The organism is Prevotella sp. E15-22 (assembly GCF_023204875.1).
Lineage (GTDB): Bacteria > Bacteroidota > Bacteroidia > Bacteroidales > Bacteroidaceae > Prevotella.
In genome coordinates this window covers 543,731-567,430 of record NZ_CP096247.1, presented here as the reverse complement: position 1 = coordinate 567,430, position 23,700 = coordinate 543,731, and the positions used below count along the sequence as shown (strand labels likewise).

Annotated in this window: 16 protein-coding genes; 1 reads left to right on the top strand and 15 read right to left on the bottom strand. The window is 49.4% G+C overall.

The genetic code is table 11. From position 1 onward, the window contains the following. Positions 1-265: 265 nt before the first annotated feature. From M1D30_RS02115 to M1D30_RS02080, 8 genes are all read right to left on the bottom strand, one after another. Positions 266-4,771: a hypothetical protein gene (locus tag M1D30_RS02115; protein WP_248505769.1), complete on the bottom strand. Its 4,506-nt coding sequence runs from the start codon at positions 4,769-4,771 to the stop codon at positions 266-268. A 101-nt stretch (positions 4,772-4,872) separates the two neighbouring features. After that, complete coding sequence (locus M1D30_RS02110) at positions 4,873-11,244, bottom strand: hypothetical protein (protein WP_248505767.1); 6,372 nt, start codon at positions 11,242-11,244, stop codon at positions 4,873-4,875. A 208-nt stretch (positions 11,245-11,452) separates the two neighbouring features. Continuing rightward, positions 11,453-11,815, bottom strand: a complete 363-nt coding sequence (locus M1D30_RS02105) for a LytTR family transcriptional regulator DNA-binding domain-containing protein (RefSeq protein WP_248505764.1) — start codon at positions 11,813-11,815, stop codon at positions 11,453-11,455. Positions 11,816-11,941: 126 nt separating this feature from the next. Continuing rightward, the gene (gene ispF / locus M1D30_RS02100) at positions 11,942-12,415 is read right to left on the bottom strand and encodes a 2-C-methyl-D-erythritol 2,4-cyclodiphosphate synthase (protein ID WP_248505762.1); all 474 of its coding nucleotides are present in this window, start codon (positions 12,413-12,415) and stop codon (positions 11,942-11,944) included. Continuing rightward, positions 12,412-13,563: a type IX secretion system outer membrane channel protein PorV gene (gene porV / locus M1D30_RS02095; protein WP_371874182.1), complete on the bottom strand. Its 1,152-nt coding sequence runs from the start codon at positions 13,561-13,563 to the stop codon at positions 12,412-12,414. The genes ispF and porV overlap by 4 nt, the downstream gene beginning before the upstream one ends. A 51-nt stretch (positions 13,564-13,614) precedes the next feature. Next, the gene (gene porU / locus M1D30_RS02090) at positions 13,615-17,184 is read right to left on the bottom strand and encodes a type IX secretion system sortase PorU (RefSeq protein WP_248505757.1); all 3,570 of its coding nucleotides are present in this window, start codon (positions 17,182-17,184) and stop codon (positions 13,615-13,617) included. Then, the gene (locus tag M1D30_RS02085; RefSeq protein ID WP_248505755.1) at positions 17,185-17,553 is read right to left on the bottom strand and encodes a four helix bundle protein; all 369 of its coding nucleotides are present in this window, start codon (positions 17,551-17,553) and stop codon (positions 17,185-17,187) included. Positions 17,554-17,591: 38 nt separating this feature from the next. Then, positions 17,592-18,209 (bottom strand): fumarylacetoacetate hydrolase family protein, encoded by a 618-nt coding sequence (locus M1D30_RS02080; RefSeq protein WP_248505753.1) that lies wholly within the window; start codon positions 18,207-18,209, stop codon positions 17,592-17,594. A gap of 85 nt (positions 18,210-18,294) precedes the next feature. On the opposite strand from M1D30_RS02080, the gene M1D30_RS02075 reads away from it, so the two are divergent. Beyond that, entirely contained in the window at positions 18,295-18,768 is a 474-nt protein-coding gene (locus M1D30_RS02075) for a hypothetical protein (protein ID WP_248505751.1), read from the top strand. A 54-nt stretch (positions 18,769-18,822) separates the two neighbouring features. Here the strand turns inward: M1D30_RS02075 and M1D30_RS02070 are convergent, their stop codons facing one another. From M1D30_RS02070 to rplM, 7 genes are all read right to left on the bottom strand, one after another. Beyond that, positions 18,823-19,737, bottom strand: a complete 915-nt coding sequence (locus M1D30_RS02070; protein WP_248505749.1) for a sensor histidine kinase KdpD — start codon at positions 19,735-19,737, stop codon at positions 18,823-18,825. Positions 19,738-19,760: 23 nt separating this feature from the next. Continuing rightward, positions 19,761-20,066, bottom strand: a complete 306-nt coding sequence (locus tag M1D30_RS02065; RefSeq protein WP_248505747.1) for an STAS domain-containing protein — start codon at positions 20,064-20,066, stop codon at positions 19,761-19,763. A gap of 6 nt (positions 20,067-20,072) precedes the next feature. Beyond that, positions 20,073-20,486, bottom strand: a complete 414-nt coding sequence (locus M1D30_RS02060; protein WP_248505745.1) for an ATP-binding protein — start codon at positions 20,484-20,486, stop codon at positions 20,073-20,075. Between the two features lie 94 nt (positions 20,487-20,580). Next, positions 20,581-21,576: a translation elongation factor Ts gene (gene tsf / locus M1D30_RS02055; RefSeq protein ID WP_248505743.1), complete on the bottom strand. Its 996-nt coding sequence runs from the start codon at positions 21,574-21,576 to the stop codon at positions 20,581-20,583. Between the two features lie 82 nt (positions 21,577-21,658). Beyond that, a complete protein-coding gene (rpsB, locus tag M1D30_RS02050; protein WP_248505741.1) occupies positions 21,659-22,492 on the bottom strand; it encodes a 30S ribosomal protein S2 in 834 nt (277 codons plus the stop codon). 168 nt (positions 22,493-22,660) lie between these two features. Beyond that, positions 22,661-23,047: a 30S ribosomal protein S9 gene (gene rpsI, locus M1D30_RS02045; RefSeq protein WP_248505739.1), complete on the bottom strand. Its 387-nt coding sequence runs from the start codon at positions 23,045-23,047 to the stop codon at positions 22,661-22,663. Positions 23,048-23,057: 10 nt separating this feature from the next. Further along, on the bottom strand, positions 23,058-23,519 hold the full coding sequence (rplM, locus tag M1D30_RS02040) for a 50S ribosomal protein L13 (RefSeq protein WP_248505736.1): 462 nt from the start codon (positions 23,517-23,519) through the stop codon (positions 23,058-23,060). Between the last annotated feature and the right edge of the window lie 181 nt (positions 23,520-23,700).

The following is a 23,700-nucleotide window of genomic DNA, read 5'->3' as shown; positions in this document are numbered from 1 at the left end:
TCAACTGTAGGATAACAGGTGGTCGCTGTGAAGCTCCCATTTAAACTTTCAAATTTTTAGTCCTTGTGGACTGAAAATTTCTTTTAGAAAAAGGATTTTTAGTTAAACATAGGCTTGTCCCGCTGTTGCTCGAGAGAGTTGCAGCGGACTTTTTTTATATCCATTTCTCATCTTTCATCTATCATCTTTCATCTATCATCTAATAATAAAGCCCCCCGTTGTCACAAAGACAACAGGGGGCGCATCGCGTTAAGGTAACTTATTACTACTTAATAACGACTTTCTTTCCATTCATGATGTACAGACCCTTCTGAGTCTTCATCATCTTCTGACCATTGAGGTTATAGATACCCTCAACATTCATTTCATTCTTCACGTTCTGGATGCCATTAGGATAAGGCTTCGCGTTCTCGTCAGGATTTGGAGTCAGCGTATCAGCCACGTCCTTAGGAATCTCAAACTTCACGTTGTCGAAGATGAACTGAGTAGCAGCCTTGTTCAAAGCCAGGTTGAATGCGATTGACTGGAAGATCTTCAGGAATCCGCCCTCAGCCTGAGTGCCGTCACACTCTGAAGGAATAGCGCCCTCAGCGGTGAAGGTCTGCCAGTCGGTAGTGAAGCTACCGCCGCCGCAGCATGCCCAGTGGATGTACTGGCCAGGATTAGCGTGTGACTGAGTCTCGAAGTCACCAGCCTTGTCGGCCTTGTAGTCGAACGATACCTTATACTGAGTGCCAGCAGGCAATTGATAAGGCAGACGGATGAAGAACTGAGTATCCCAGTTGTTAGCGGGACTGTCGGCAGACTGTACCTTCACGGCCTTACTACCATTCTTACCAATACCGTCGGTTGCAATAGCCACGAACGGACCACCAACACCCTGCTCGGTTACGTAGAAGCATTCCATGCTCTCGCCTTCCATATTACCGTTCACCATGATGTCCTTCCATTCCTTCGGCAGCTCTGCAATCTGAGCCCATGCACCAAAGTTATCGAAGTAGTACTCAGTAGCGCTCTTTTCCTCAGCGAGGTTAAAGGCAATGCTTATCAAGCCCTTACCATTATTACCTGTAGCCATATCGGCAGTAACGTCGATATCCTTAGAGAAGTGCTGCCATTCAGTGGTGAAGTTTACGTCGCCAATAGCAGCCCAGTGCTGGTAGTCGCCAGGTGCGCCATGAGCCTGAGTAGTAGCCTTAGCGGCCTTACTTGCAGCATAGTCGAACTCAACGTGCAACTTAGAACCAGTAGTCAGAGTCTCATTGAACTTGATCCAGAACTGAGTATCCCAAGCCTGTGAAGGATTGTCGGCAGACTTAACCACGATACCGTGACTTCTACCCTTACCAGCGCCAGCTACGATAGCAGCAGTCTTAATCTCTGAAGAAGGAGCTTCCTTCGAGAAGTAGTTAGCATTCAGATCACCAGCCAGGTTACCATTAGCCACCAGGTTAGTCCAGCCCTCAGGAGCCTTAACGATTTCATCATCAGGACCATCAGCCTCGCCAAGGTATGACAGGCGGAAGTTATCCCAGATACACCAGATAGTGGTGTTGGTCTCGTTCTTCACACCCAGTGTGATAACGCCGTCTTCTACAGTTACCTGAATTGGCTCGATGTTGTACTTACCCTCGCTGAATGCGTTAGAAGCATCAGTCATGCTGTTCTCAGAACCCTCCTTCAAGGGGAATTGAGCAGTCTGGTCGTTGATGAAGAATACAGGCACTGCCTCGTTATCACCATCCTGACGCCAGAAGCCCTGAGCAGTCATCTGATAGATACCGTTAGGTACATTCTCGATAGTCTGACCAATTGTGAATGTAGAGTGCCAAGACTCTGCACATCTGTTAAGATCAGAACCACCACAGAGGTTCTTGTTCGTACAATCCTCGCTCACCTGCCAAGCAGAATTACGCAAGTCGTTACGACTGAAGTTTGCAGCAGTTACCAAGAACGTAGCATCAATAGGAGCAGCCTTTGTAGCAGCAGCCAGCTCGGCCACACGCTCAGCCTTGGTCTTCAGTACCCAGTGGGCAGCCTCAACAGTAGCGTCCTCCTTCAACAGTACCTCACCATTCTCCTGAACGGTCAGGAATGCACTACCATTACTGATAGTCAACTCGCCGTCGGCAGTCTTAGCGAAGATCCAACCCATGGCACCACCGTCGTTCCACTCACCATTCAAGAAGTGACTGTTGCCACCATTAGAAACCTGTGAGTCGATTGTATACTTACCATCGGCAGCGGTGTAAGTCAGAATATAGTCCAAACCAGCCTCATTAATCACAGCGTGAGTACTCCAGCTAGAGCCAGCACCCAAGTACTTGCCAGAAGCAGGATTATAGATGTAGTAAGTGCCATCGGCGAATACAGGAGCCAGAACCAAGCCCTTCACAGCAGCCTCGAGGGCAGCCTTAGCAGCATTCAGTGTCTCAACAGTAGCTTCCTCAGAAGCCAGAGCAGCCTCGGCAGCAGCGATAGCGTCGTTCAGAGCCTTCACGCTCTCCTCAGTCATACCCTCAACATTAGCAGCCTTAGCAGCGGTAAGAGCATTCTGCAGAGCCTCCTTAGCAGCAGCCAGAGCAGCAGCCTCGTCCTTAGCCTTCTGCATTACATAAGCCTCCTCGGCCAGTTGGATAGCAGTCTGTGCGTCGGCGATAGCCTCCTCAGCAGCAGCGATTGCAGCAGCCAGAGCCTCCTTGTTAGAGTCAGCCAGGTGACCCTCAGCAATCTTAGCTTCAACAGCAGCCACAGCAGCGTTGGCAACCTCGATGAATGCCTCAGCATCAGCCACAGCCTTCTGCACATTCTCAGCCTCGTAAGCCTTAGCCTCCTCTGTGATAACCAGAGCGGCAGCAGCAGCCTTCAGCTCAGCCAACTTAGCCTTAGCAGCGTCAGCAGCAGCCTCCTCGTCGGTTCTCTGCTGCAGGTAAGTCTCGTTAGCAATCTCAGCAGCATCAGCGGCAGCGTCAACAGCCTGCTGAGCAGCCAGGATAGCCTGAGCCACAGCCACCTTATTTTCGGTAGCCAGCTTACCCTCGGCAATCAGATCCTCGATAGCCTTGATAGCAGCGTTAGCAGCAGCGATAGCAGCTTCAGCATCAGCCACAGCCTTCTTCACGTTCTCAGCGTCGTAGTTCTTAGCACCCTCTAGGATAACCACTTCCTCCATGGCCACCTTCAGAGCAGTTACAGAAGCTTCTGCAGAAGCCTTGGCACCAGCCTCAGCAGCATCGTCAAGAGCCTTCTGATCGGCATAAGCCTTCTCAGCTGCAGCGATAGCAGTCTGAGCATCAGCGATAGCCTTCTCAGCAGCAGCAATCAAAGCAGCCAAAGCTTCCTTATTCTCAGTAGAGAGCTTACCCTCAGCAATCTTAGCCTCAACAGCTTCGATAGCAGGAGCAACAGCAGCGATAGCAGCTTCAGCAGCAGCCACAGCAGTCTTCACGTTCTCAGCGTCGTAAGCCTTAGCCTCAGCCGAAACAGCCAGAGCAGCAGCAGCAGTCTTCAGGTCAGCCAACTTGGCATTAGCAGCTTCAACGGCACCAGCCTCAGCAGCATCGTCAAGAGCCTTCTGATCGGCATAAGCCTTCTCAGCAGCAGCGATAGCAGTCTGAGCATCAGCGACAGCCTTCTCTGCAGCAGCAATCAAATCAGCCAGAGCTTCCTTATTCTCAGTAGAGAGCTTACCCTCAGCAATCTTAGCCTCAACAGCAGCGATAGCAGGAGCAACAGCAGCGATAGCAGCTTCAGCAGCAGCCACAGCAGTCTTCACGTTTTCAGCCTCATAAGCCTTAGCCTCAGCCGAAATAGCCAGAGCAGCAGCAGCAGTCTTCAGGTCAGCCAACTTAGCATTAGCAGCTTCAACATCAGCCGTCAAATCATTAGGATTGATGGTCAGTTCGATAGGATTAAGAACCTCCTCAACAAGACCAACAGTTACATAGATATTCTCCAGTTTCACCGTTGCAGGACCATCGCCAAACTCAGCAGGAGCCTTCAGGTTGATGGTGAACAGAGCGCCTTCCTGGTCAGTGATAGCAGTGGTGCTCAGAATACGAGTACCTGTACCACTATTAACAAGAATACCGTTAGTGATGGTAGCAGTCCATCCAGTGGGCAGCGTTACGTCGGCCTGGAAACCGTTGACAGTAGTCAGCACGTTCTTGTTCAGACTAACAGTTACACTGTGGGTTTCAGCAGGATCCATAGCAAATTCAGTCTCGCTGAAAGCAACCGACATGGTGCTGGGCTTCACCACCTTACCGTTCTCAACAATCAGGTTGTTGTTGGCAGCGCTGTAGACATCAGAACCGGCTCTCATCTCAGCATTCGTCAGTTTGATGGTTCCCAGAGAGCCAAGGTTGGCATTGGGCATCACTTTGAATGTAAAGATGGCACCTGTACCAGCGTTAATACCATTCAAGCACACCACAGAAGTCTTACCTGTAGTAGGATCACCAATGATAGAAGCACCGTTGGCACGACTTGTTGCCGTGGCAGAAATAATATTCTTGCCCATGTAATTCGAAGTAACGAACTTCAATCCGGCAGGAAGTTCAATGTTCATTGACAGAGATGTAACGCCCGATACATCGTTATCCAGGCATACAGACACCTCTACAGGGCCATTATTATCAGGTGCAATCGTCACGTCGGCAACATACAGTTTGTTGTCGGCAAGCGCAATAGCCGATTGGGCTATGAAGCACACCAGGAGCAGTGCCAGCTTGCTGATACGCACCTTATGGAATATGTTGTTAAGAGTCATATCTTAAAGATTTTAGAGTTAGACTTAAAAGTTTAAGGAGTGTGAGGGCAATGGCCGGATGGCCACTGCCACCCCACACTTGTTTTATGAGAGATTACACGCTACTTCACGATAACCTTTTCGTTAGAACCATCGTTGCGACGAATGATGTTGATGCCCTTCTTCAGGCCATTCATCACGCGGCCACCCATGTTGTAGATCTTCTGACCTGCACTCTCCAGAGCGTTGGTGATGCTCTCGCGGATGCTGGTTGTCTGACCACTGCTCAGCAGGTCGGCCTCATTCAGTTCAACGTTGGTGAAGTAAGCCTCAGTCAGGGCTACATCGCCATTCAGGTTCTCAACGTCTACATAGAGTACGGCACCCTCATTGCCAGCGAATTCGCTGTTGAATGCAATGGTCATGAAGCGTACGTTACCCTCTGTAGCCTGTGAGTGCATCAGGTAAGCGTTCTCTACGCGGTCACCCAGGCTCTGTCCTACCACCTTAGCGCCTGCAGGCAGCTGCATGCCAATCTGGAATGCGCGATAGCTGTCGTTGTTGCTCAGGTTGATAGCCAAGCGAGTGATGTTGCCACGAGTAGAAACAACCTCCATCTTCACGGCGTCGCTCATCTCGTAACCGCCACGTGCAGTAGCAGCCATGTTAGGCCACTCGTGGAAGATGTCGAAGAACTGCAGCCAGATGATATCGGTCACTGTGATGCGGCCGTCACCGTTGATATCGCAAACCTCAAGATTCTGCTCGCCTTCCTGGCCATTGATAATGATGTTAATCAGAGCCTGAACATCGTCGGCACCAATCTCATCACCACCAGTGATATGACCCTTCACGTCCTCTGCCAGTGACATATCCTTCACAGCCTGTACCAGAGCATTCAGATCCTTACCGAACTGGGTAGCACCCTCGTTCAGAGTGGTGATAACGCCCTTAACAACCAGGTTACCACCCTTCTGGTCTCCTGCCTTTTCCTTGCCCTCGGCATCACCCTTCAGGTTAGCAACAGACTGAATCAGAGCATTTCTCATATTTGTGAGCGTCTTCTTGTCGGTAGTGGTGTAGTTTTCACTATTAGACCAGCTATCCTCAATAATCTGAGCCGTCAGATTGGCAATGAATGCGTCAATGTAAGCAGCCTTAGACAGAGCTACAACATCGTCACAGTTGTCTGCCAGACCTACCAGAGCAGCAGTGATATCGGTCACAGCCTTGTTAGCCACCTTCTGCTTGTCGGCAACCTTCTCCTTACCATCGGCCTCAGCCTTGGCAGCTGTCAAGATTGCATTGGCAGCGATGAACTGTTCGTCGAGCTTAGATACCTTGTTAGCATACTTGCTTCCATTGCCGTAAGCCTCGAGCTGAGACTTCATGAATGCAATATCCTCGTCGGCATCATCAAGCAGACCCTGTGCAGTCTTCCAAGTATTGGCAAGAGCAATCTGTGCCTGCTCGGCAGCAGCAGCCTCTTCCTTAGCCTTCAGGTCATCAGCCTTAGCCTTCAATGCTACGATAGCATCCTTAATATCCTTCAGCATAGCCTCAGCATTTGCCTGGTAAGCAGACATCTCATCCTTATGAGTGGTAATGTAAGTCCTCAAGGTAGTAATATCATCCTTGATAGCTTTAAACTCATCCGTCAGAGCGGTCTGGATAGCAGTGCTATAATTAGCAGGAGCTGCATTCAGGATATCCTCCTGTACCTTAACTTCAGCTTCGAGGTTAGCCACGATAACGGCATCCAAGTTGGTTCCGTTGACATCCTTCATAGCCTTGATGTAGCTATTCAAAGCGCTCTCGATAAGCTGCAGAGCTTTCAGAGCATCCTTCTGTGACTTACCCTTCTTAGGATCTTTCAGATATGCGGCAACATCATCCTTTGCTTTCTTAAGATTACCCTCCTGGGTATTGATTGCTTCTGCCATAGCAGCCTTATCACCACTATAGGTCAACAACTCTTCCTTAGCCTGATCGATGAGACCTTCAATAACAGGCACCTCAAAGCCATAGAGAGCTACATAAACAGCCTCGATTCTTTCAGAGATAGCCTTGGCAGCTTTCTCCCAGTCAGCAGCGTTAGTAGCCGTCACCTTTGTGGCGTCGTATGCCGCAAGGTCTGCAGCAATCTGCTCAACGGTCTCCTTCACCTGATAACCAGCAGCGAACTCCTGATACTCCTGGTTCAGAGTGCCGAGAGCCTTGTTAGCGTTATCGATTGCAGTCGTAGCATCGGCAATAGCCTTGTTGTCCTTAGCAATCTGGTCAGCCTTCTTCTTCAAATCATTCAGATTAGTCTTCCAGGTAGAGAACTTATTAACACATTCAGCCTTGTCTTCTGCCTTTCCAGAGTTGGCAGCATCAGTAATCTTCTTAAGCAGATCCTTATCAGCCTTTTCAGTCAGCAAGTCGCTGTGTTCATTCAGAGCGATGATGTCATTCAGAGCTTTCTGAGCCTGATTCTGCTCTACAGGAGGAATCAAAGCATAGATACCTGTATTCTCCTTAGCGGCAGCAACCAGAGCAGCGTCAAGCAGATTAATCTTGGTGCCATCCTCCTTCACGTCGTTGATATCCTTCAACAGCTTATCAATATTCTTGAACAAGTTGTCAAGAACAGCAGTCGTCAGATCCTTATCGTCTACAGAGAACTTAGCCACCTTAGCCTTAGAAGCATCGATTGCATCGGTATAATTCTTCACGCTAGCTGCAACATTAGCACCTGCGAACTCATTAATCTTATCAGTAAGAGCCTTGGTCAGATCCTCAATCTCCTTCTGGATCTTTTCATACTCAGCCTTATAGGTCTCATCCTTATCGAAGAAAGCAGGAGAAACAGTCTTTCCATAAACATCATCGGACTCAGCCTTAATCTTTCCAACTGCAGTTGCATATCCATCGAGGCAAGCCAGCAGAGCTTCAAGCTCATCCTTAGCCTGATCGGTAGCAGCCTTCAGCTCAGTACTCTGGAAGTTCTTATAGGTATTGATAACAGTTGCAGACGTTGCATAAACAGCATCAACGGCTTCGCGAGCAGCGAGGATACGATCGTAAACGGCCTTGTTATCGGCAGCAACCTGAGCATTGTAGTTTGCCTCGTTGGTGTACTCCTCAACCTTATTCTCGATGGCCTTAATCTGGTCATCAATCTTCTGTGCATCATCAGCCGAAGCCTTACCATTGTTATAGTTGGTTTCGGCATCCTTACTGAGTTGATCCAAAGCAGCCTTCATACCAGTGATAACGGTCTTCTGCTCTTCAAGCTTTGAAGATGGGCACTTCAGCAACTTCTCCCAAGCTTCGTCATAACGCTGAACGGCACCCTTAATATCAGTAGAGCCAGCAGCTGGTACGTTATTGTAATGCTTCTTGGCGTCATTGAATGCATCCAGGTTAGCCTTTGCTTTAGCAGCAGCACCTTCAACCAGAGCCTTCAGGGCAGCAATCTCATCGTTATAAGTACCCTTCTCGTTAAGAGTGATTTCGGTATCAGCCTCAATCTTAGCCTTCAGGTCGTTGAAATCCTTGGTGTACTGACCCTTCGTCGTGGTACCAGTAAGCAACAGATAGTAGAAGCTACTCTCGGTAGGATCGGCCTTCAGCACATCAGCCTTAGCCTTAGCGAAGTCGATACCCTTCAGAGCGCCCTCCAACTCGTTCATGTAGCTTGCCTGAGCCACAGGAGCCATTGTAGCACCCTTCAATTCGTTGATGACATTCTGGTACTTACCAACCTCAGCATCCTTCAGTTCCTCTGCCTGCATAGCATTCTCGATGAAGGTCAGGATATTATCAATGGTGTATGTAACATCCTTCAGAGGATCACCCTCCTTCGTCTTATACTCAACAGCATCGACATTGTTCTTGAAGGTAGTCTTTTGAGCATCTGTCAGATCCTTGTAATTACCAATAACTTCCTTCTGCTCAGCAACCTTCTTCTTCAAACCAAATACTGTAGAAGCAGTTGATGTATCGTCCTTTGTACCATTTAGGAGCTCGTAGTTTGCCTTGAACTGTGCGAACTCATTCTTATAGGTATCGGCATGAGTTGTTGCAGTTGCGATGTCGGTATCCATCAAGTCCTTAATAGAGTTGTAAGCCTTAGTCAGATCATCCTTTGTGGCATCTTCCTTAGCAGCAACAGCCTTGGCATCATCAATCTTCTTGGTGATAGCGTCGAGCTCATCCTGCAACTTCTTGCCCTTAACTTTACCATACAGACCATCCTTGATGTTCTTTTCGAGTACATCAATAGCAGCTTCGAAGACAACGGCCTTATTATTAATATTGGTACGAATACCGTTGCACTCCTCAATATCCATCTGCTGAGCAAACTTCTGCTCATCAGCCTTATAGTTGGCCTTGATGGCTTCCATAGTAGCAGTACCAGTGGTAACAGCACTTGCTGCATCATTAACAGCCTTAGTCTTCAGATAATCCAGGATAGTGCCCTCAAATCCCTTCAAAGGACCATTAGCATCCATCACATTCAGCTTAACTTTCAAAGCAGCGATAACCTTTGTGATGCTACCTTCGGTATTATCAATGAAGTTCTTGTAAGGTGTACGAGCCTTAACAGCGTCGTCGATGGTAACCTGGTTAGTCCAAACATTCAGCTTGGTGAGGTCGTCCTTCGGCTCCACGGCAGGATTCATCAAAGCCTTCTGGAGCTCATCGGCTGTGTTATACTTATCATCGAAGCCTGCAAAGAGTGCTGTTGCCTGAAGAGCATTGTCCTTCAGAGACTTAATGGCATCCTTGATAGTCTTCAAAGCATTCTTATACTCATTCTTAGCCTTGAAAGCTGTAGCATCGGTCTTGTTGTTATCAACAGCTCCATCAAGTGCTGTAATCTTGTCCACGATATCAGTAATTGTGGTATTCCAAAGAGTTGTTGGCTTGAATTTCTCCTCGCTCAACTTCTTGGTATCCTTAGCGTCCTTATCGATGTCGTCCTTAACACCATCCAGCGAAGTGGTCTGAGCTTCCACTTCAGCCTTCAAAGTCTTATAATCGGCATAGATGCCTGCCTGTTTGGTGTATTCTTCCTTAGCAGCTTTAATAGCCTCACGGTAATCCGTGATTTTTGCATCTGTCAGGTTTGCAACAGTTTTAAACTCATCGTTAGCCTCAATGAAGTCCAAGAAATCCTTTACTGCTTTATCAACAGCCTGCTTATAAGTTTCCAGGAAGTCTTCTGCCTTCTCTACCAAATCGTCAGCAGCCTTCTTCTCTGCATCATAGGTAACGTAAACTGCTGCCAGCTGTTCCTTCACAGTATTAAAGTCAGATACCTTCTGTGTCAGCTTCTGCTTGAACTCATAAATCTTGATTTCAAGCTCAGACTTCTTAGACTTAGCGGTCTTAGCCTCGTAAGAATCCTGAATAGCCTTGGTTACTGAAGTATAGTCTTCACCTGTTACAATATCCTGCAAAGCAGGTTCCAAAGCCTTCTTCAGGTCTGCATAACGTGCAGTATACAGGGTATTAATCTGTGTAACGGTTGTGTTATAATAGCTATTAGTGCCACCGTATACAGCGCTCAGAGTCTCCAGAAGGGAAGTGTGAGCCTCCTCATTGTCTTTCTTAACACCCTCTTCCTTCGTAAGCTCATCACCATAAGCCTTCAGAGCATCCTTAGCTGCCTGCAGTTTCTCAGCAGTAGCATCTGTATTATATGCATCGCGTGCATCCTCGGCAGCTTTCTTGGCATCATTCAGAGCCTTTGTCTGATAAGAAATCACATCAACACTTGCTGCCAATGCATCATAACGAGCATTCAAACCCTTCAAGCCGTCATCACCATCAAGCAGACCAAGCTGATACTTCTTCTCCGCAGCAAGAACATCCTCAAGAGCTTTTACAATATCCTTATAGAGTTGCAAATCGGCAACATTGGTCTGATCACCAGCATAGATAGCCTGCAAACCTTCAGTGTTTGCTGCATAGAATGCATATTTGGCACCAGCAATTGCTACGATGCGATCATACAATGCACTATGAAGCTGAGCATCTTGAGCCTTTTCCTCATAATTAGCAGCAGCCAAAGCATTGGTTACCTTGTTGTATTCAATCTTCAACAACTGGGCAACCTTAGTGAAATCAAAGTTCAACTGGATTTTTGATTCTGCTACAGAAGCATTAGCAGTCATAGCTGCAGCAGCCGTAACAGTAATGGTCACCTTTGACTTTGCTGTGATTTCAAAGTCAGCAGCGATGCTATCAGTAGCAGCCAGTTTCTTGTTAACTCCTTGTTTGATGCCTGCACCCGTGATTGAGAGAACAGCATCTTTGCCAAAAGCATTAATACCACTCAAGAATGAATACTTACCTGGTGCAAGGTCAACTGACTCCTTCGACCATGAAGTAGCATCCTTCTGAATAGTGATAGCGCCGGTATCCTCGGCGTCAACCTGTGCATTCACTACGATTGGAAACGTTGCCAACGCAGCGACTGAGTAAATAAATTGCGCTTTCATAAGCTAAATAATTTGTAGTTAATAAATAGTAATAAATATATTAATTCTATGTGTATTCTACCTCTTTTTTGGTAAGAAATACGGTATTAGTCGTCATTAGATTACGTATAGCATTCACATGCTAACAAAGGCAAAGATACGATAAAAAGTGTTACGTGTAATAAAAAAGTTTGCAATATTCGTGAAATATATGTTTTTTTTCGTGGAATTAGTGTTTTGAGAACAATTCCATGTTTTCTCTTAAGGCTGCCTTCGATACGTGTAATGTCACGGCATTACCGGCATTGTCAAGAAGAACAATCAGCTCCTTCACAGTGCTCACACGCTGCAGATGGTTGGTATTGATAATGTATTTGCGGCTAAGGCGCATCAGGAACGAGGTGTCGGCCTCCATTTCTTGTAAGCAATTCTCAATCTTTGAAAGACCATAGGGCACCATGCAATGGTAACCGTTGGCATAATAAACATGGGCATAATGGTCGTCGGCCAAGAAATAGAGCACCTGGTCAAGATCGATGAGGTAGATCTCATCGTGTCCCTTCAAGATAAGTTTTGGTTGGTTCTTAGTCATATTGTTTGGTCTTGATTTTGTTTGTCTTGTTTTAAATAAGGTTGACACCAAAAGTTCAACATTATGGTGTCAACCTTATTTAAAACAAGACACTCTTATATATAATAAGGTGCAACGCACTTTTTTCTATTTTTCGATGAGGGCCACGGCATAGGCCGAAATGCCCTCTTGTCGGCCTGTGAAGCCCAGCTTCTCGGTGGTGGTGGCTTTGATGGACACCTGATCGGGATCGCAGCCTATCACCTGTGCCATGCATTGCTGCATGGCAGGGATATGGGGATTCATCTTGGGCTTCTCGGCACAGATGGTGGCATCGATGTTCACCAGGTGATAACCCTTGGTGGCGATGAGTTCGATGGTCTTCTTGAGGATGATCTTGCTGTCCATACCATCGGTCTCGGCCGAGGTGTCAGGGAAGTGATAGCCAATGTCGCGCATGTTGGCAGCGCCAAGAATGGCATCGCAGATGGCGTGAATCAACACGTCGGCATCGCTATGACCCAAGAGGCCCATGGTGTGTTCCAACTTGATGCCGCCCATCCACAGGTCGCAGCCCTCCACCAACTGGTGGACATCATATCCCATGCCTACTCTGATCATTTGAACAAGTCTTTAAGGCCATCCATATCGAAGGCCAGGGTGAAACGAAGGGTCTGGTCGAGGGGGTTGCTCTGGGCAGTAGAGATGACGTAGCCCACATCGAGCGAGAAGACGTTCATACGGAAGCCGCCACCCACGGTGAAGTACTTACGGTTGCCCTTCGACTCACTCTCGTGGTGATAACCGGCACGCAGGGCAAACTGGTCGTGGTAGGTATATTCGGCACCCACGCTCCACTGAATCTCCTCGAGCTCTTCCTTGAATCCGCCAGGGGCATCGCTGAAGCTCTCGAACATACCCTTGATGCTCGACATGTCGGAATACTGACGACGCACACGGTCCTGATAGTCGGAGTTGCTCTCGTCGACACCCTGCACAGGCACGGTGGGCACCAGCAGTTTGTTGGCATCGGCCGCAATACTGAAGCGGTTGTATTCGTCGACGGGAATCATCAGCGAGGTACCAACACGCAGGTTGGTGGGGATGAACTGGCTTTCCTCGTCGCCATAATAGGAAATCTTACTACCAATGTTGGTCACCGTGGCACCCAGGCCCAACTGACACTCGCGGTTGCCCAGCATCACATAGTTGTTATAGTACATGGCGATGTCGGCAGAGAAGGTATTGGCGGGCTTCGAGTCCTCGCTATAGTCATAACGCAGGTCACTATAGATCCAGCGCAGGCCAACGCCCAGCGAGAAGTGCTCACTCAGCATGCGCGAGTAGGCCACGTCGAGAGCCATCTCGTAGGGCTTCACCGTGGTCGACTCGTCCTCGCCGATGCCATCGGTATAGACCGTACCCAGCGAGAAATAGCGCAATGAACCTGACAGGGCACCATAGTCGCCAATGCGATAATAGCCTGTAACATAGGCCAGGTCGATATCGTTGACCAACTGGCGCAGCCAGGGGGTGTAGTTCAGAGACACACCTGCACGACTGATGCAGAATGGATACTTGGCCAGGTTCCAGTGCTGCGAGTTGACATCAGGGTCGGTGGCAGCACCCACATCGCCCATACCAGCCGAACGGGCATCGGGGGCAATGGTCTGTGATATCACGGCATGCTCAACGGGGTTGAACGTGTTCGTCTTGTAGTCGTCGGCGCTAGCGCCTTGTACAGCTCCGAGCCACAGGCCAAAAGCCATACTTAGGATATATGATAGTCTTTTCATCGATTATATAAACGCAAGGATGGATTAATTATTGCCCAGCACAATCAACTTTTTGGCCTCGGACACCTGGCGACTGCCGTTGCTGCTGATAAGCACACGATAGAGATAGACGCCCGTGCGCAGTCGGCTGCCACTGCTGGAGGTGAGGTCCCAGGCGATAGTGTAGGTCTGATCGGTGGGGATACCTGTCTCCACCCTACCCCACAGTTTGCGGCCTGAGGCATCGAACACCTCGAGTTCTACGTCCATCTGGCTGCCAGTGCGGTCGTGGGTGATGAGGAACTGGGTATAGGTGGTGGCTGGATTCTTGGTGCAGACAACACTGCGCAGCAAGGGCTCCTGCTGGGCCTCGACGGTGAACTGCAGTTCGGCGGTGGTGGCATTGTTGAGCACATCCCACGCACGGAACAGCAACTTATGGGGACCATCGGCGAGCGTGGGCAGCGAATAGCCCACACGACCCGTGCGATAATCGCCGAAGTCGTACTGGAACGCATCGTTCAGATTGTAAGTCATGTTCATGTCGCCATCGATGACAAGCTCTAGGTCGTGACCAATGCCACTGCCTGCCACGTTGATGCCGTCCTTGTCGGACAACTCGGCATAGAAATAGGGCGTGGCGTTGACAGTGCCGCCGTTCATAAAGTGCTCGCTGTTCAGATAGCAATAGACGGAAGGACCAATGCCGTCGTTGGCCGAGCCTTCGGAACCTGAGAGGTGGAAGGCACTGTTGATGCCATGGGCCTCGAGGGTTTTGTCGTTGCTAACGGCATAGATGAGCATAAGGCCAGCCTGGTCGGAATAGCTGATGTCCTGAGGCACGGAGAACTGGAAGGTGAAGGTGCCGTTCTGCACGCTGTCGCGACCAGTATAGATGGTGTTGGGACGTTCCTTGAAGGTGAAGGCCACATCGAGCGAGGGGTCGTTGCGACGACAGGTGACGGTCTCTTCCTGGTCGCGAACGGTCAGGGTGGCCAGTCCTTTGAACTGGGGATGACCGTCGATATGCCCCTTGACGGTGACAACGGAGCCAGCCTTCAACTGCTGCATGCCTGTGGCGGGCGCACCATTGATGCTGTCGATAACGGCCTTCAGCGTGGGCGCTGCCAGCGCCAGAGCTGGATCGCCCAGCAGGGTATAGTGCATCTTGTTGATGCGCTCCATCTCGGTATAGCTCGACACATAGGTATTCTTGGCCTTCATCACGGCTTCGCCCATGGTCATGCGGCGACCATTGGCATCGGTGCTGAGCACATGGTTCATGAAGGTCTTGTTCAGCATGCAGTTGTAGTTGGCATAGACGGTGCGAGTGGTGCCAAAGAAAGCCACGGCGCCACCATAGTCGTTGTACATGGCCAACTCGCCAAAGTTCTCTTCCTGACCGTCGAAGGGCATGATATCGCACGATGCTGTGACCCACAGGGGCAGGTTGAGCGACATGTGCTCTGAGAAGAATTCCTTCTTGACGGCCTGCTCGTGAGACATGATATAGACGGAGCCATGACCTGAGTAGTTCATCACCAGGGCACCACGCTGCATCTGCTGGCGAACGAGTTTTTCAACCTCAGGATAGCGATTGCCCGTGGAGGTTGACTCGCGAGTGTAGGCATCCCAATAGATCTTCTTCAGGTCGTAAGAGGGATAGCGGGTGGCCACAACATTGGCCACTGACTCGGCATCCTGCATATGACGGTTGCTGTCGCCGTCGTCGCCCAGGATGCAGATGGTGTTCTGCCAGGCGGCGGCATGGTTGTTGGTGCGATAGTCAATGATCTTATCGACCATGGCGGTGGCTTGTGCCAGGGTGCGAGCCGACAGGCGTCCCACTGCGACATCGATGCCAGCACGAGAGACGTCGGCACCCTCGTCATCGTCGAGCAGACCAAAGTAATCGTCGGTGACGTAGCAGTAGAACTGACTGAAGGAGTTATCACTCTCGTAGCAGAGCAGGTAGTCGTCGGCCGACTCATTGCGCCAATCGCTGGTGAGCATGCGGTTGTCCCATGCGCCATCGCCAAAGAGAAGCAGATAGCGAGGCTGGTCGGCAGCAGTCTCGGCACGATCGTAGAGCATCTTCATATAACGGCGATAGGCATTGGCATCGGGAGTGCCGCTGGAGAACTCATTATAGAGCTCGTCGGCAGGCACGATGCTTACTCGAAGACTATCGTAGGTTTCGTGGAGGGCCTTCAGGCGTAAGGCCTGGGAGAGGAACTTCTGACTGGCAGGGATGATGATGACCATGTCGGCAGCAGGGTCGGCATGGTGGTTCTGATTGGTGATGCCATAGACCACCTCGGGCACTGGCAGTTTATTCGAGGTGAGGTCGAGGGCCTTGGGATGCTGATAGCGCAGCGAGAGCCAGTCGAGGCGCACCTCAGAACCAGAGGTCATCAGCAGACTGAAAATATTCTTGCCATCGTGGTTGATGGCGGCGACTGGCAACTTAAAGGACCACGTCTGTTGTGCGGCCAGGGCGAGTCCATCGCGTGGCAGTCCGCCAGAGGTGACCACTGAGGTGGAGGGCTTCAGCGTGCCGAGCACGGTGCCGTTGAGCAGCAGGGTGGCATCGAAGGTCTTATCGAACGACAGGTTCAGATCGACCCACACCACAGAATCTGCCACGGCGGACATGGGGATGTTGCGTGGGGTGCCTATAACGAGCTTCTCACTATCGTAGAGATTGCGGCCGCCGTGATACCAGGCGTAGTTGTCCACTTCATAGAGTTCGTGGTAGTCGTTGGCCATGGGATAGCACGAGGCAACGAACGCAGCACTATCCACGGTCAGGGGTGAACCTTCGGCCTCGGTGAGAAAGTAATAGCCATAGTCGCTATAAGGATTACGGGTGCGTGCCACGGTGTTCGACGACTCCCAGTTGACAGGTCCCACGCCATAGAACAGACGACGGCCATTGACGGTGCAGGTGGGCACCTCCTGCAGATCGTCGGTCTGCATGAGATAGTCGGCAGTGAGCACCTCGGGTTGCATGGCGCCACCATATCCATATATACGCACGTGCGCAGGAGTAGAGAAGCCGGCCTGGCGGACAAGGGCATCGGAGAGGTGATAGACGCCTGTCTCAGGGATGCGTATCTTCACCCAGCGACCTGAGGCAAGGACAGACTGGGATGCATATCTCTGCTGTGGAGCAGCGGCGGCAACTCTTCGACCTGCAGTCACAGGTGTGGCCTTGACGTCGAGCTTAAAGCTAACAAGTTTCTGGTATTTGCCATCGCGAAAGGCGATGGGCACAAAGGAAAGGTTCAAAAAGCCTTGCCTACGAACCACACTGATGTGCTGGGTGATCTTTGGCAAAGCTGCAGGGCGCTCAGAGGTGAGTGCCTGATAGCGGGCCACATCGGCCTCGCTCATGGGCATAAACTCTGGATAGAGGATGCTGACCTGATAAACGGAGTCGGCATAGTTGGGACCTAACGGCTGCTGAAGGTTGAAGGCAGGCAATACGGAATCTATCTTCACCTCATCAGCGGTGAGATTAAAGAAATTCTGTGCAGAAATAGAATTAATGAACAATGTACAATGTACAATGAACAACAACGAGACAATATGTAAACGTCTTAATTCTAACATCTAACCATTCTGAGCCTTTCTAGCAGTTTTAATTATACTTACTAATAATTTAATTAATTCCTTTATATCCTTATTGAAGGATTTATATATCTTTTCATCAAGAAATTCTGATTCCGAAAGCAAATATAACCAGTAATCCGTTTCTTCTGCTTCTTTAAGAGCTATCCCCATTTTACTTATAAAATCTGGATGACTCTGAGCAAACATTCCCTCTCGGATATTTGCGCCAATACTTGTTCCACTTCTCAATAATTGTTTAGACATGATGTATTCCTTCTTATCCTCTTGCAGATATTGATAACATTTCACAATTCGCAAAGCAAATTTTACGGATTTGTCACCAATAATATTATCTTCCTTTTTCTTCATTTCTCAACGCTCATTGTACATTGTTCATTGTACATTGTTCATTTACAACAAAAGTCAAGTACCTTACGGTCTTCCACCCACCCTTCCAAATGGTCGTCGATATGAACGGGGCCCACACCAACGGGCGTACCAGTATAGAGCAGGTCGCCAGTCTTCAGGGTGAAGTAGGTTGAGATATAGGCAATGAGCTCGTCAATCTTATAGAGCATATCACTGGTGCATCCCTGCTGCACCGTGGTGCCGTTGATATCGAGGTGGAACTGCAGGGCCTGCACATCGCGGAACTTCTCTTTCTCGACCCACTGACCAATGACAGCAGAACCGTCGAAGCCTTTGCAGACATCCCAGGGCAGTCCCTTAGCGCGAGCCTGTTCCTGCCAGTCGCGTGCGGTGAAGTCGATACCCACGGTAACGGCATCGTAGTAGCGATGGGCAAAGCGGGCGGGAATGCCCTTTCCCAGTCGGCAGATGCGCACCACAATTTCTGCCTCATAATCCACGCGCTCGCTCCAATCGGGGATAAAGAACGGTTTGCCGTCCTTGAGCAACGCCGAATCGGCCTTGGTGAAAATCACAGGAGCCTCTGGTTTATATAACGCACCATCCAACTCTTTATTGTGCAGAGCGTAGTTCATTCCTACAGCAAATATCTTCATAGCTCTTTTTTTATTTTATTCCTTACAACATGCAAAGATAATGAAAAAATTTGTATCTTTGCACCACAATAACAAAAAACAAAGGATGATGAAAAGAAACTTTTTGGCCTGCGCTGCCATGATGCTGCTGTTGAGCAGCTGCGGCGGCAGTAAGCAGGAGCCGAGTGTGGCCGACGAGAAGGAGGACATGACCGAGACGTTCAGTAACACCTATAGCGAGCCTGAGAGCGAGGAGGTAACAGATCTGCTGAAGGCATACAACGAGCACATGGACGACTATAGTACGGACGTGATGACGGCACTGGGCATGGGATTCCGCGACAATAAGGTACTGCTGAACTTCTCCGTGAACGAGGATGCCTTTGACATTCAGAACAAGGAAGCGCTGAAGGAACGGGTGAAGAAGATGGTGGGCGACATGCCCATGGAACAGAAGGAGGCATGGCAGTGTATTCCCAACATGGGGTACGAACTGATGTATACATTCGTAGGCAAGAAGTCGAGCGACATCGTGTCAGTGGTGCTCACCGTAGACGATCTGCAGATGCTGCTATACTAAACAAAAAGAGACGGCCCGAAGGTCGTCTCTTTTCGTTTTTATAAGATATTTCTTTTAAGCGATGGGCAGACTGAAGATGAAGCGGGCGCCATCCGTATAGGTGGTATCGATTACCACGTCGCCACCCAAACGGCGCGCAATGCTACGGGCCACAGTGAGACCAATACCTGTACCATCGTAATAATCGTCAAGTTGGACAAACTCATCGAAGATATGCTCGGCCTCGCTTTCGGGCACGCCGATTCCGTTATCTTCGACAATGAAACGCAACATCTGCTCCTGCTGGGCAAGGCGTAACACTACCCTGCCCTGCTTCACCTCAGCACCAGCATTCACAGCAGCCTCTGCAGGCTGGGTAAACTTACGGGCGTTGTCGAGCAGCAGGGAGAGCGCACGTGTAGCTTGCTGCAGATTAGTCTGCAGCATCAACGTATCGGTTCCTTCGTCCATTACAAGGTCGAAGGTGAGATGTGAGGCAACGGTAATGCGACTTTCGTCAGATGCTTGTGCCGCAATCTGTACGGCCAAGACGTGATCTGTTCGGTCTAGTTCAGTTCTGCAACTGGCATCGGCCAACTCCAACATCTTGTTCACCAGCGAAGTGATGCGGTTGGTATTCTCGTCAATACCCTTGGTCACTTCCTGCTGGGTGTTCAGATCGAGTTCCATACCCGGCGTGGTGAGAATCTGCGTGAACCCGTTGAGGATATTCAAGGGTGTACGAATCTCGTGGGAGATCTGCTGTATGAAGTTCGTCTTCATACGCGATGCCTCCTCGGCACGCTGACGGGCCACCTCCAACTGTTTGTTGGTCTCTTCCAACTCATGATAGGTATCCTCCAGCTTGTCGTAAAGCATGAGGGATTCCTGATAGCCCTCCGACATGATGTCGAAGTTATGCTCCAAGGTCTTATAGTCCTCGGTCAGTTGGTGAAGTTGTTCTCGGAGTTGGTTGATGTCGTCTGCCATAATCGTAATCGATTAGAAAACTATTATTTCTGTTCTACAGCCATGAACTTGGTGAAGCCTGTCATGTTCAGCACCTTGTATATCTCAGGACTTACATTGACCATCTTAAACGTGCCATGTTTCATCATGACGGAGCGCATGGTCTTCTGGATGATACGCAGACCTGAACTGGCCATATATGTCAACTCATCACAATCCATTATCAGATTTACACCCTGCTCCTGAATAACAGGCTCGATGTCTTGCTCAAACTGAGGGGCATTGATCGTGTCAATGCGATTACCGGTCTTAATGATGGTCTTGCCATCTTCTTTCAATATCTGTGTCATAGTCTCTTACTTTACAATTTCTTTCTTCATAGTCAACAAGTTCTTACCTTCCAGACGTTGGTAAGTCACTTCGTTCATAATGTTTTTCACAATAAAAATGCCCATACCTCCCAGGTCGCGCTCTGCGGGGTTAATGTCCATGTCGGCATCATCTTTCATAGTAGGGTCAAACTCACGACCTTGGTCACTCAGCACAAATGTAAGTTCCTTGCCGTCACTCTCTGCCATCAACTCGATGGTTGCGTCTGCCTTTTTCGGATAGGCATAGAAAATGATGTTAGAAACCATTTCCTCCATGACCAAGTTCAGGTTCATCTGTAATTCCATGTCGAGCCCCAGCTCCTCGCCAATCTCCTCAATGAAGCGCGCAACGTGCTCGAGCTCTTCTACCTGGTTCTTAATACGGATTTCCTTTCTCATGTCATTATCATTAGGTATCTATTTGGTTGCAAAGATATAAAAAAAATCGGCATTGCACAAACAATGCCGATTCTTTTTTTTATTTTGTTACAATTTATTCTGCAACAAGAGTGAAACGACGGAAAGCTGTGATGTCGAGCTCCTTGTCCTGAGACTTGAGCCACTGAGCAACAGTTGCCTTGTCGCCATCGCCGAACTGGAACTCCTGATCAACCAAGCAGTTCTCCTTCAGGAACTTGTTTACACGTCCCTTAGCGATATTCTCGATCATAGGCATCTTCAGCTGAGCCTCGCCCTCTACCTTAGCGTCGGCGATAATCTTACGAGCCTCATCAGCCTGCTCGTTGGTGAGCCAGCCCTTGTTGATGTTGCTCTCAATGTGATCTTCGCTATCAACGAGGTTAGGGTTCAAACCAGCCTTCTTAAGCTTCATCTCTACGAACTTCTCAACCTGCTCGAGCTTGGTCTTCTCAACAGCAGTCTTATACTCCTCGTCGAGGATCTTCTGATCAACATCCTCAGCATTCAGAGCAACGGGCTTCATAGCAGCTACCTGCATGGCCAGCTTGTGACCAGCCTCGCTGTTCTCCTTGTTGGTCTGAACCATGGTGCACAGAGTGTGCTTGCCCATGTGATCGTAAGCCTCGATGTTGGCACCCTCGAGAGTCTGGTAGCCGTCGAGCTCCATCTTCTCACCAGTGATACCTGAACGCTGAGTAACAGCGTCCTGAGCCTTCTGACCATTGATGTCGAGTTCCTTCACCTCGTCAAGTGTCTTGCACTTGTTAGCCACAGCAGCATCGAGGATGCTCTGGGTCAGGGCGATGAAGTCAGCACCGTTAGCCACGAAGTCGGTCTCGCACTTCAAGGCGATGATGGCACCGAAGCCATTCTCTACCTTAGCCAGTACACAACCATTTGAGGTCTCACGGTCTGAACGCTTAGCAGCGATAGCCAAACCACGCTCACGGAGCAACTCCTTAGCACGGTCGAAATCACCCTCAGCCTCAGTCAGGGCCTTCTTCACGTCAGCCAGACCAGCACCGGTCATTGCGCGAAGCTTCTTGATATCGTCAATTGAAATAGCCATTTTCTAAAATTTCAAATTTCTGATTAATAATGAAATTAATTAATAAACCTCCCCTCCCGTATGGGAGGGGCTGGTTGTGGGTTTACTCTGCAGCGGGAGCAGCCTCCTCAGTAGCAGGAGCTTCTGCAGCGGGAGCCTCTTCCTTGCGAGCCTTACGGGTGCGCTTGGGCTTAGCCTCAGCAACCTCCTCGGCCTGAGCCTCGGCAGCCTTCTCGTCGGCCTTCTCAGCCTTGCGCTCCTCGAGACCCTCTGCGATAGCAGCACAGCAAGCACCGAGGATAACCTCAACGCTGTCCTTTGCGTCATCGTTAGCGGGGATCACGAAGTCGATGTTCTTAGGATCGCTGTTGGTATCAACGATACCGAACACGGGGATACCCAGGCGGTTAGCCTCCTTAACAGCGATATTTTCCTTCATCACGTCAACCACGAACAGAGCGCTGGGCAGACGAGTCAGGTCGGCGATAGAACCGAGGTTCTTCTCCAACTTAGCACGCTGACGAGTGATCTGAAGCAGCTCACGCTTTGACAGGTTACCATAGGTACCGTCCTGCATCAACTTATCGATATTGGCCATCTTCTTCACTGCCTTGCGGATGGTGGGGAAGTTGGTGAGCATACCGCCCGGCCAACGCTCGATAACGTAAGGCATATTTACGCTGGTTGCCTTCTCGGCAATCACTTCCTTAGTCTGTTTCTTAGTTCCTACGAAGAGGATTTTCTTACCCTGACGGGCAACGTTCTTCAGAGCCTCAGCAGCCTCGTCAACCTTAACAACGGTCTTGTGGAGGTCGATGATGTGAATACCATTGCGCTCAGTGTAGATGTAGGGAGCCATGGCGGGGTTCCACTTACGCTTCAGGTGACCGAAGTGGCAGCCAGCCTGCAGCAGCATATCAAAATTTGTTCTTGCCATTTTTGTAATTCTTTAATTTTGTTGTTTACTTTCTTTTTAATCTTTGTTAGATCAGCTGGAGGGTAGTCAATTCTATGAAGTCCCAGGTTTTCCTAGGCATTCTAGGCTGCCCTGGGCAATCCCAGGGAGAGTCCCGCCAGTTTAGATACTAAACGTAGTCCAGTATGATTAACGCTTACTGAACTGGAAGCGACGACGTGCCTTGGGACGACCGGGCTTCTTACGCTCTACCTCACGGCTGTCACGTGTGAGGAAGCCCTGCATCTTCAGAGTCTTCTTATCATCAGCATTAACCTTGACCAGTGCACGGGCGATAGCCAAACGAAGAGCCTGGCTCTGACCAGTGAAACCACCACCATCGAGGTTAACCTTGATGTCGTACTTCTCGGCACACTCCAGCAGGTTCAGGGGCTGCTTTACCACATACTGCAGAATGGCTGAGGGGAAATATTCGGTTAAGTCTTTCTTATTGATCGTGATCTTGCCAGTACCCTCTGACAGATAAACGCGAGCCACTGAGCTCTTACGACGACCGATTGCGTTAATTACTTCCATCTCCTATTTATTATTTATACTGGTTAATATCAATAGCCTTTGGCTGCTGAGCCTCGTGCTTGTGTTCTGTTCCCTCATAGATATAGAGGTTGTTCAGCAGGCTGCGACCGAGGGGACCCTTGGGCAGCATGCCCTTCACGGCATGACGGAGGATGCGATCAATTCCATCAGGACGCTTACGCAGTTCTGCGGGAGTGTTAAAACGCTGACCACCAGGATAGCCAGTATAACGTGTGTAAACCTTATCGGTTTCTTTCTTGCCGGTGAACTTCACCTTGGCAGCATTGATGATGATAACATTGTCGCCACAGTCAACGTGCGGAGTGAAACTTGGCTTATACTTACCGCGAATCAGTTTGGCGACCTTTGAAGCGAGACGACCAACCACCTGATCGGTAGCATCGATAACGACCCACTCCTTCTTGGCTGTCTCTTTGTTAATTGAGACGGTCTTGTAACTTAAAGTGTTCATTTCTTCGTTTAAATTTACTAAAAAACAGTTCTATTTACTTTATAAAGTTTTGATTTTGAACGCCGATTCACAAACCGTGCCATCCGGCCAAAGATGCGCACTATTTACACGACGCCCGCGGGGATTCTAAGACTCTCCCCAAATAATCGGACTGCAAAGGTACTGCTTTTTCTCTTTTTTT

Excerpts from the sequence above, each read along its gene's own strand:
- rplM (WP_248505736.1), bottom strand. The coding sequence starts at position 23,519 with ATGAACACTTTAAGTTACAAGACCGTCTCAATTAACAAAGAGACAGCC.
- M1D30_RS02080 (WP_248505753.1), bottom strand. The coding sequence starts at position 18,209 with ATGAAGATATTTGCTGTAGGAATGAACTACGCTCTGCACAATAAAGAG.
- M1D30_RS02110 (WP_248505767.1), bottom strand. The coding sequence starts at position 11,244 with ATGAAAGCGCAATTTATTTACTCAGTCGCTGCGTTGGCAACGTTTCCA.
- M1D30_RS02105 (WP_248505764.1), bottom strand. The coding sequence starts at position 11,815 with ATGACTAAGAACCAACCAAAACTTATCTTGAAGGGACACGATGAGATC.
- rpsI (WP_248505739.1), bottom strand. The coding sequence starts at position 23,047 with ATGGAAGTAATTAACGCAATCGGTCGTCGTAAGAGCTCAGTGGCTCGC.
- M1D30_RS02060 (WP_248505745.1), bottom strand. The coding sequence starts at position 20,486 with ATGAGAAAGGAAATCCGTATTAAGAACCAGGTAGAAGAGCTCGAGCAC.
- M1D30_RS02075 (WP_248505751.1), top strand. The coding sequence starts at position 18,295 with ATGATGAAAAGAAACTTTTTGGCCTGCGCTGCCATGATGCTGCTGTTG.
- M1D30_RS02070 (WP_248505749.1), bottom strand. The coding sequence starts at position 19,737 with ATGGCAGACGACATCAACCAACTCCGAGAACAACTTCACCAACTGACC.
- porU (WP_248505757.1), bottom strand. The coding sequence starts at position 17,184 with ATGTTAGAATTAAGACGTTTACATATTGTCTCGTTGTTGTTCATTGTA.
- ispF (WP_248505762.1), bottom strand. The coding sequence starts at position 12,415 with ATGATCAGAGTAGGCATGGGATATGATGTCCACCAGTTGGTGGAGGGC.
- M1D30_RS02115 (WP_248505769.1), bottom strand. The coding sequence starts at position 4,771 with ATGACTCTTAACAACATATTCCATAAGGTGCGTATCAGCAAGCTGGCA.
- M1D30_RS02065 (WP_248505747.1), bottom strand. The coding sequence starts at position 20,066 with ATGACACAGATATTGAAAGAAGATGGCAAGACCATCATTAAGACCGGT.
- M1D30_RS02085 (WP_248505755.1), bottom strand. The coding sequence starts at position 17,553 with ATGAAGAAAAAGGAAGATAATATTATTGGTGACAAATCCGTAAAATTT.
- tsf (WP_248505743.1), bottom strand. The coding sequence starts at position 21,576 with ATGGCTATTTCAATTGACGATATCAAGAAGCTTCGCGCAATGACCGGT.
- rpsB (WP_248505741.1), bottom strand. The coding sequence starts at position 22,492 with ATGGCAAGAACAAATTTTGATATGCTGCTGCAGGCTGGCTGCCACTTC.
- porV (WP_371874182.1), bottom strand. The coding sequence starts at position 13,563 with ATGGCTTTTGGCCTGTGGCTCGGAGCTGTACAAGGCGCTAGCGCCGAC.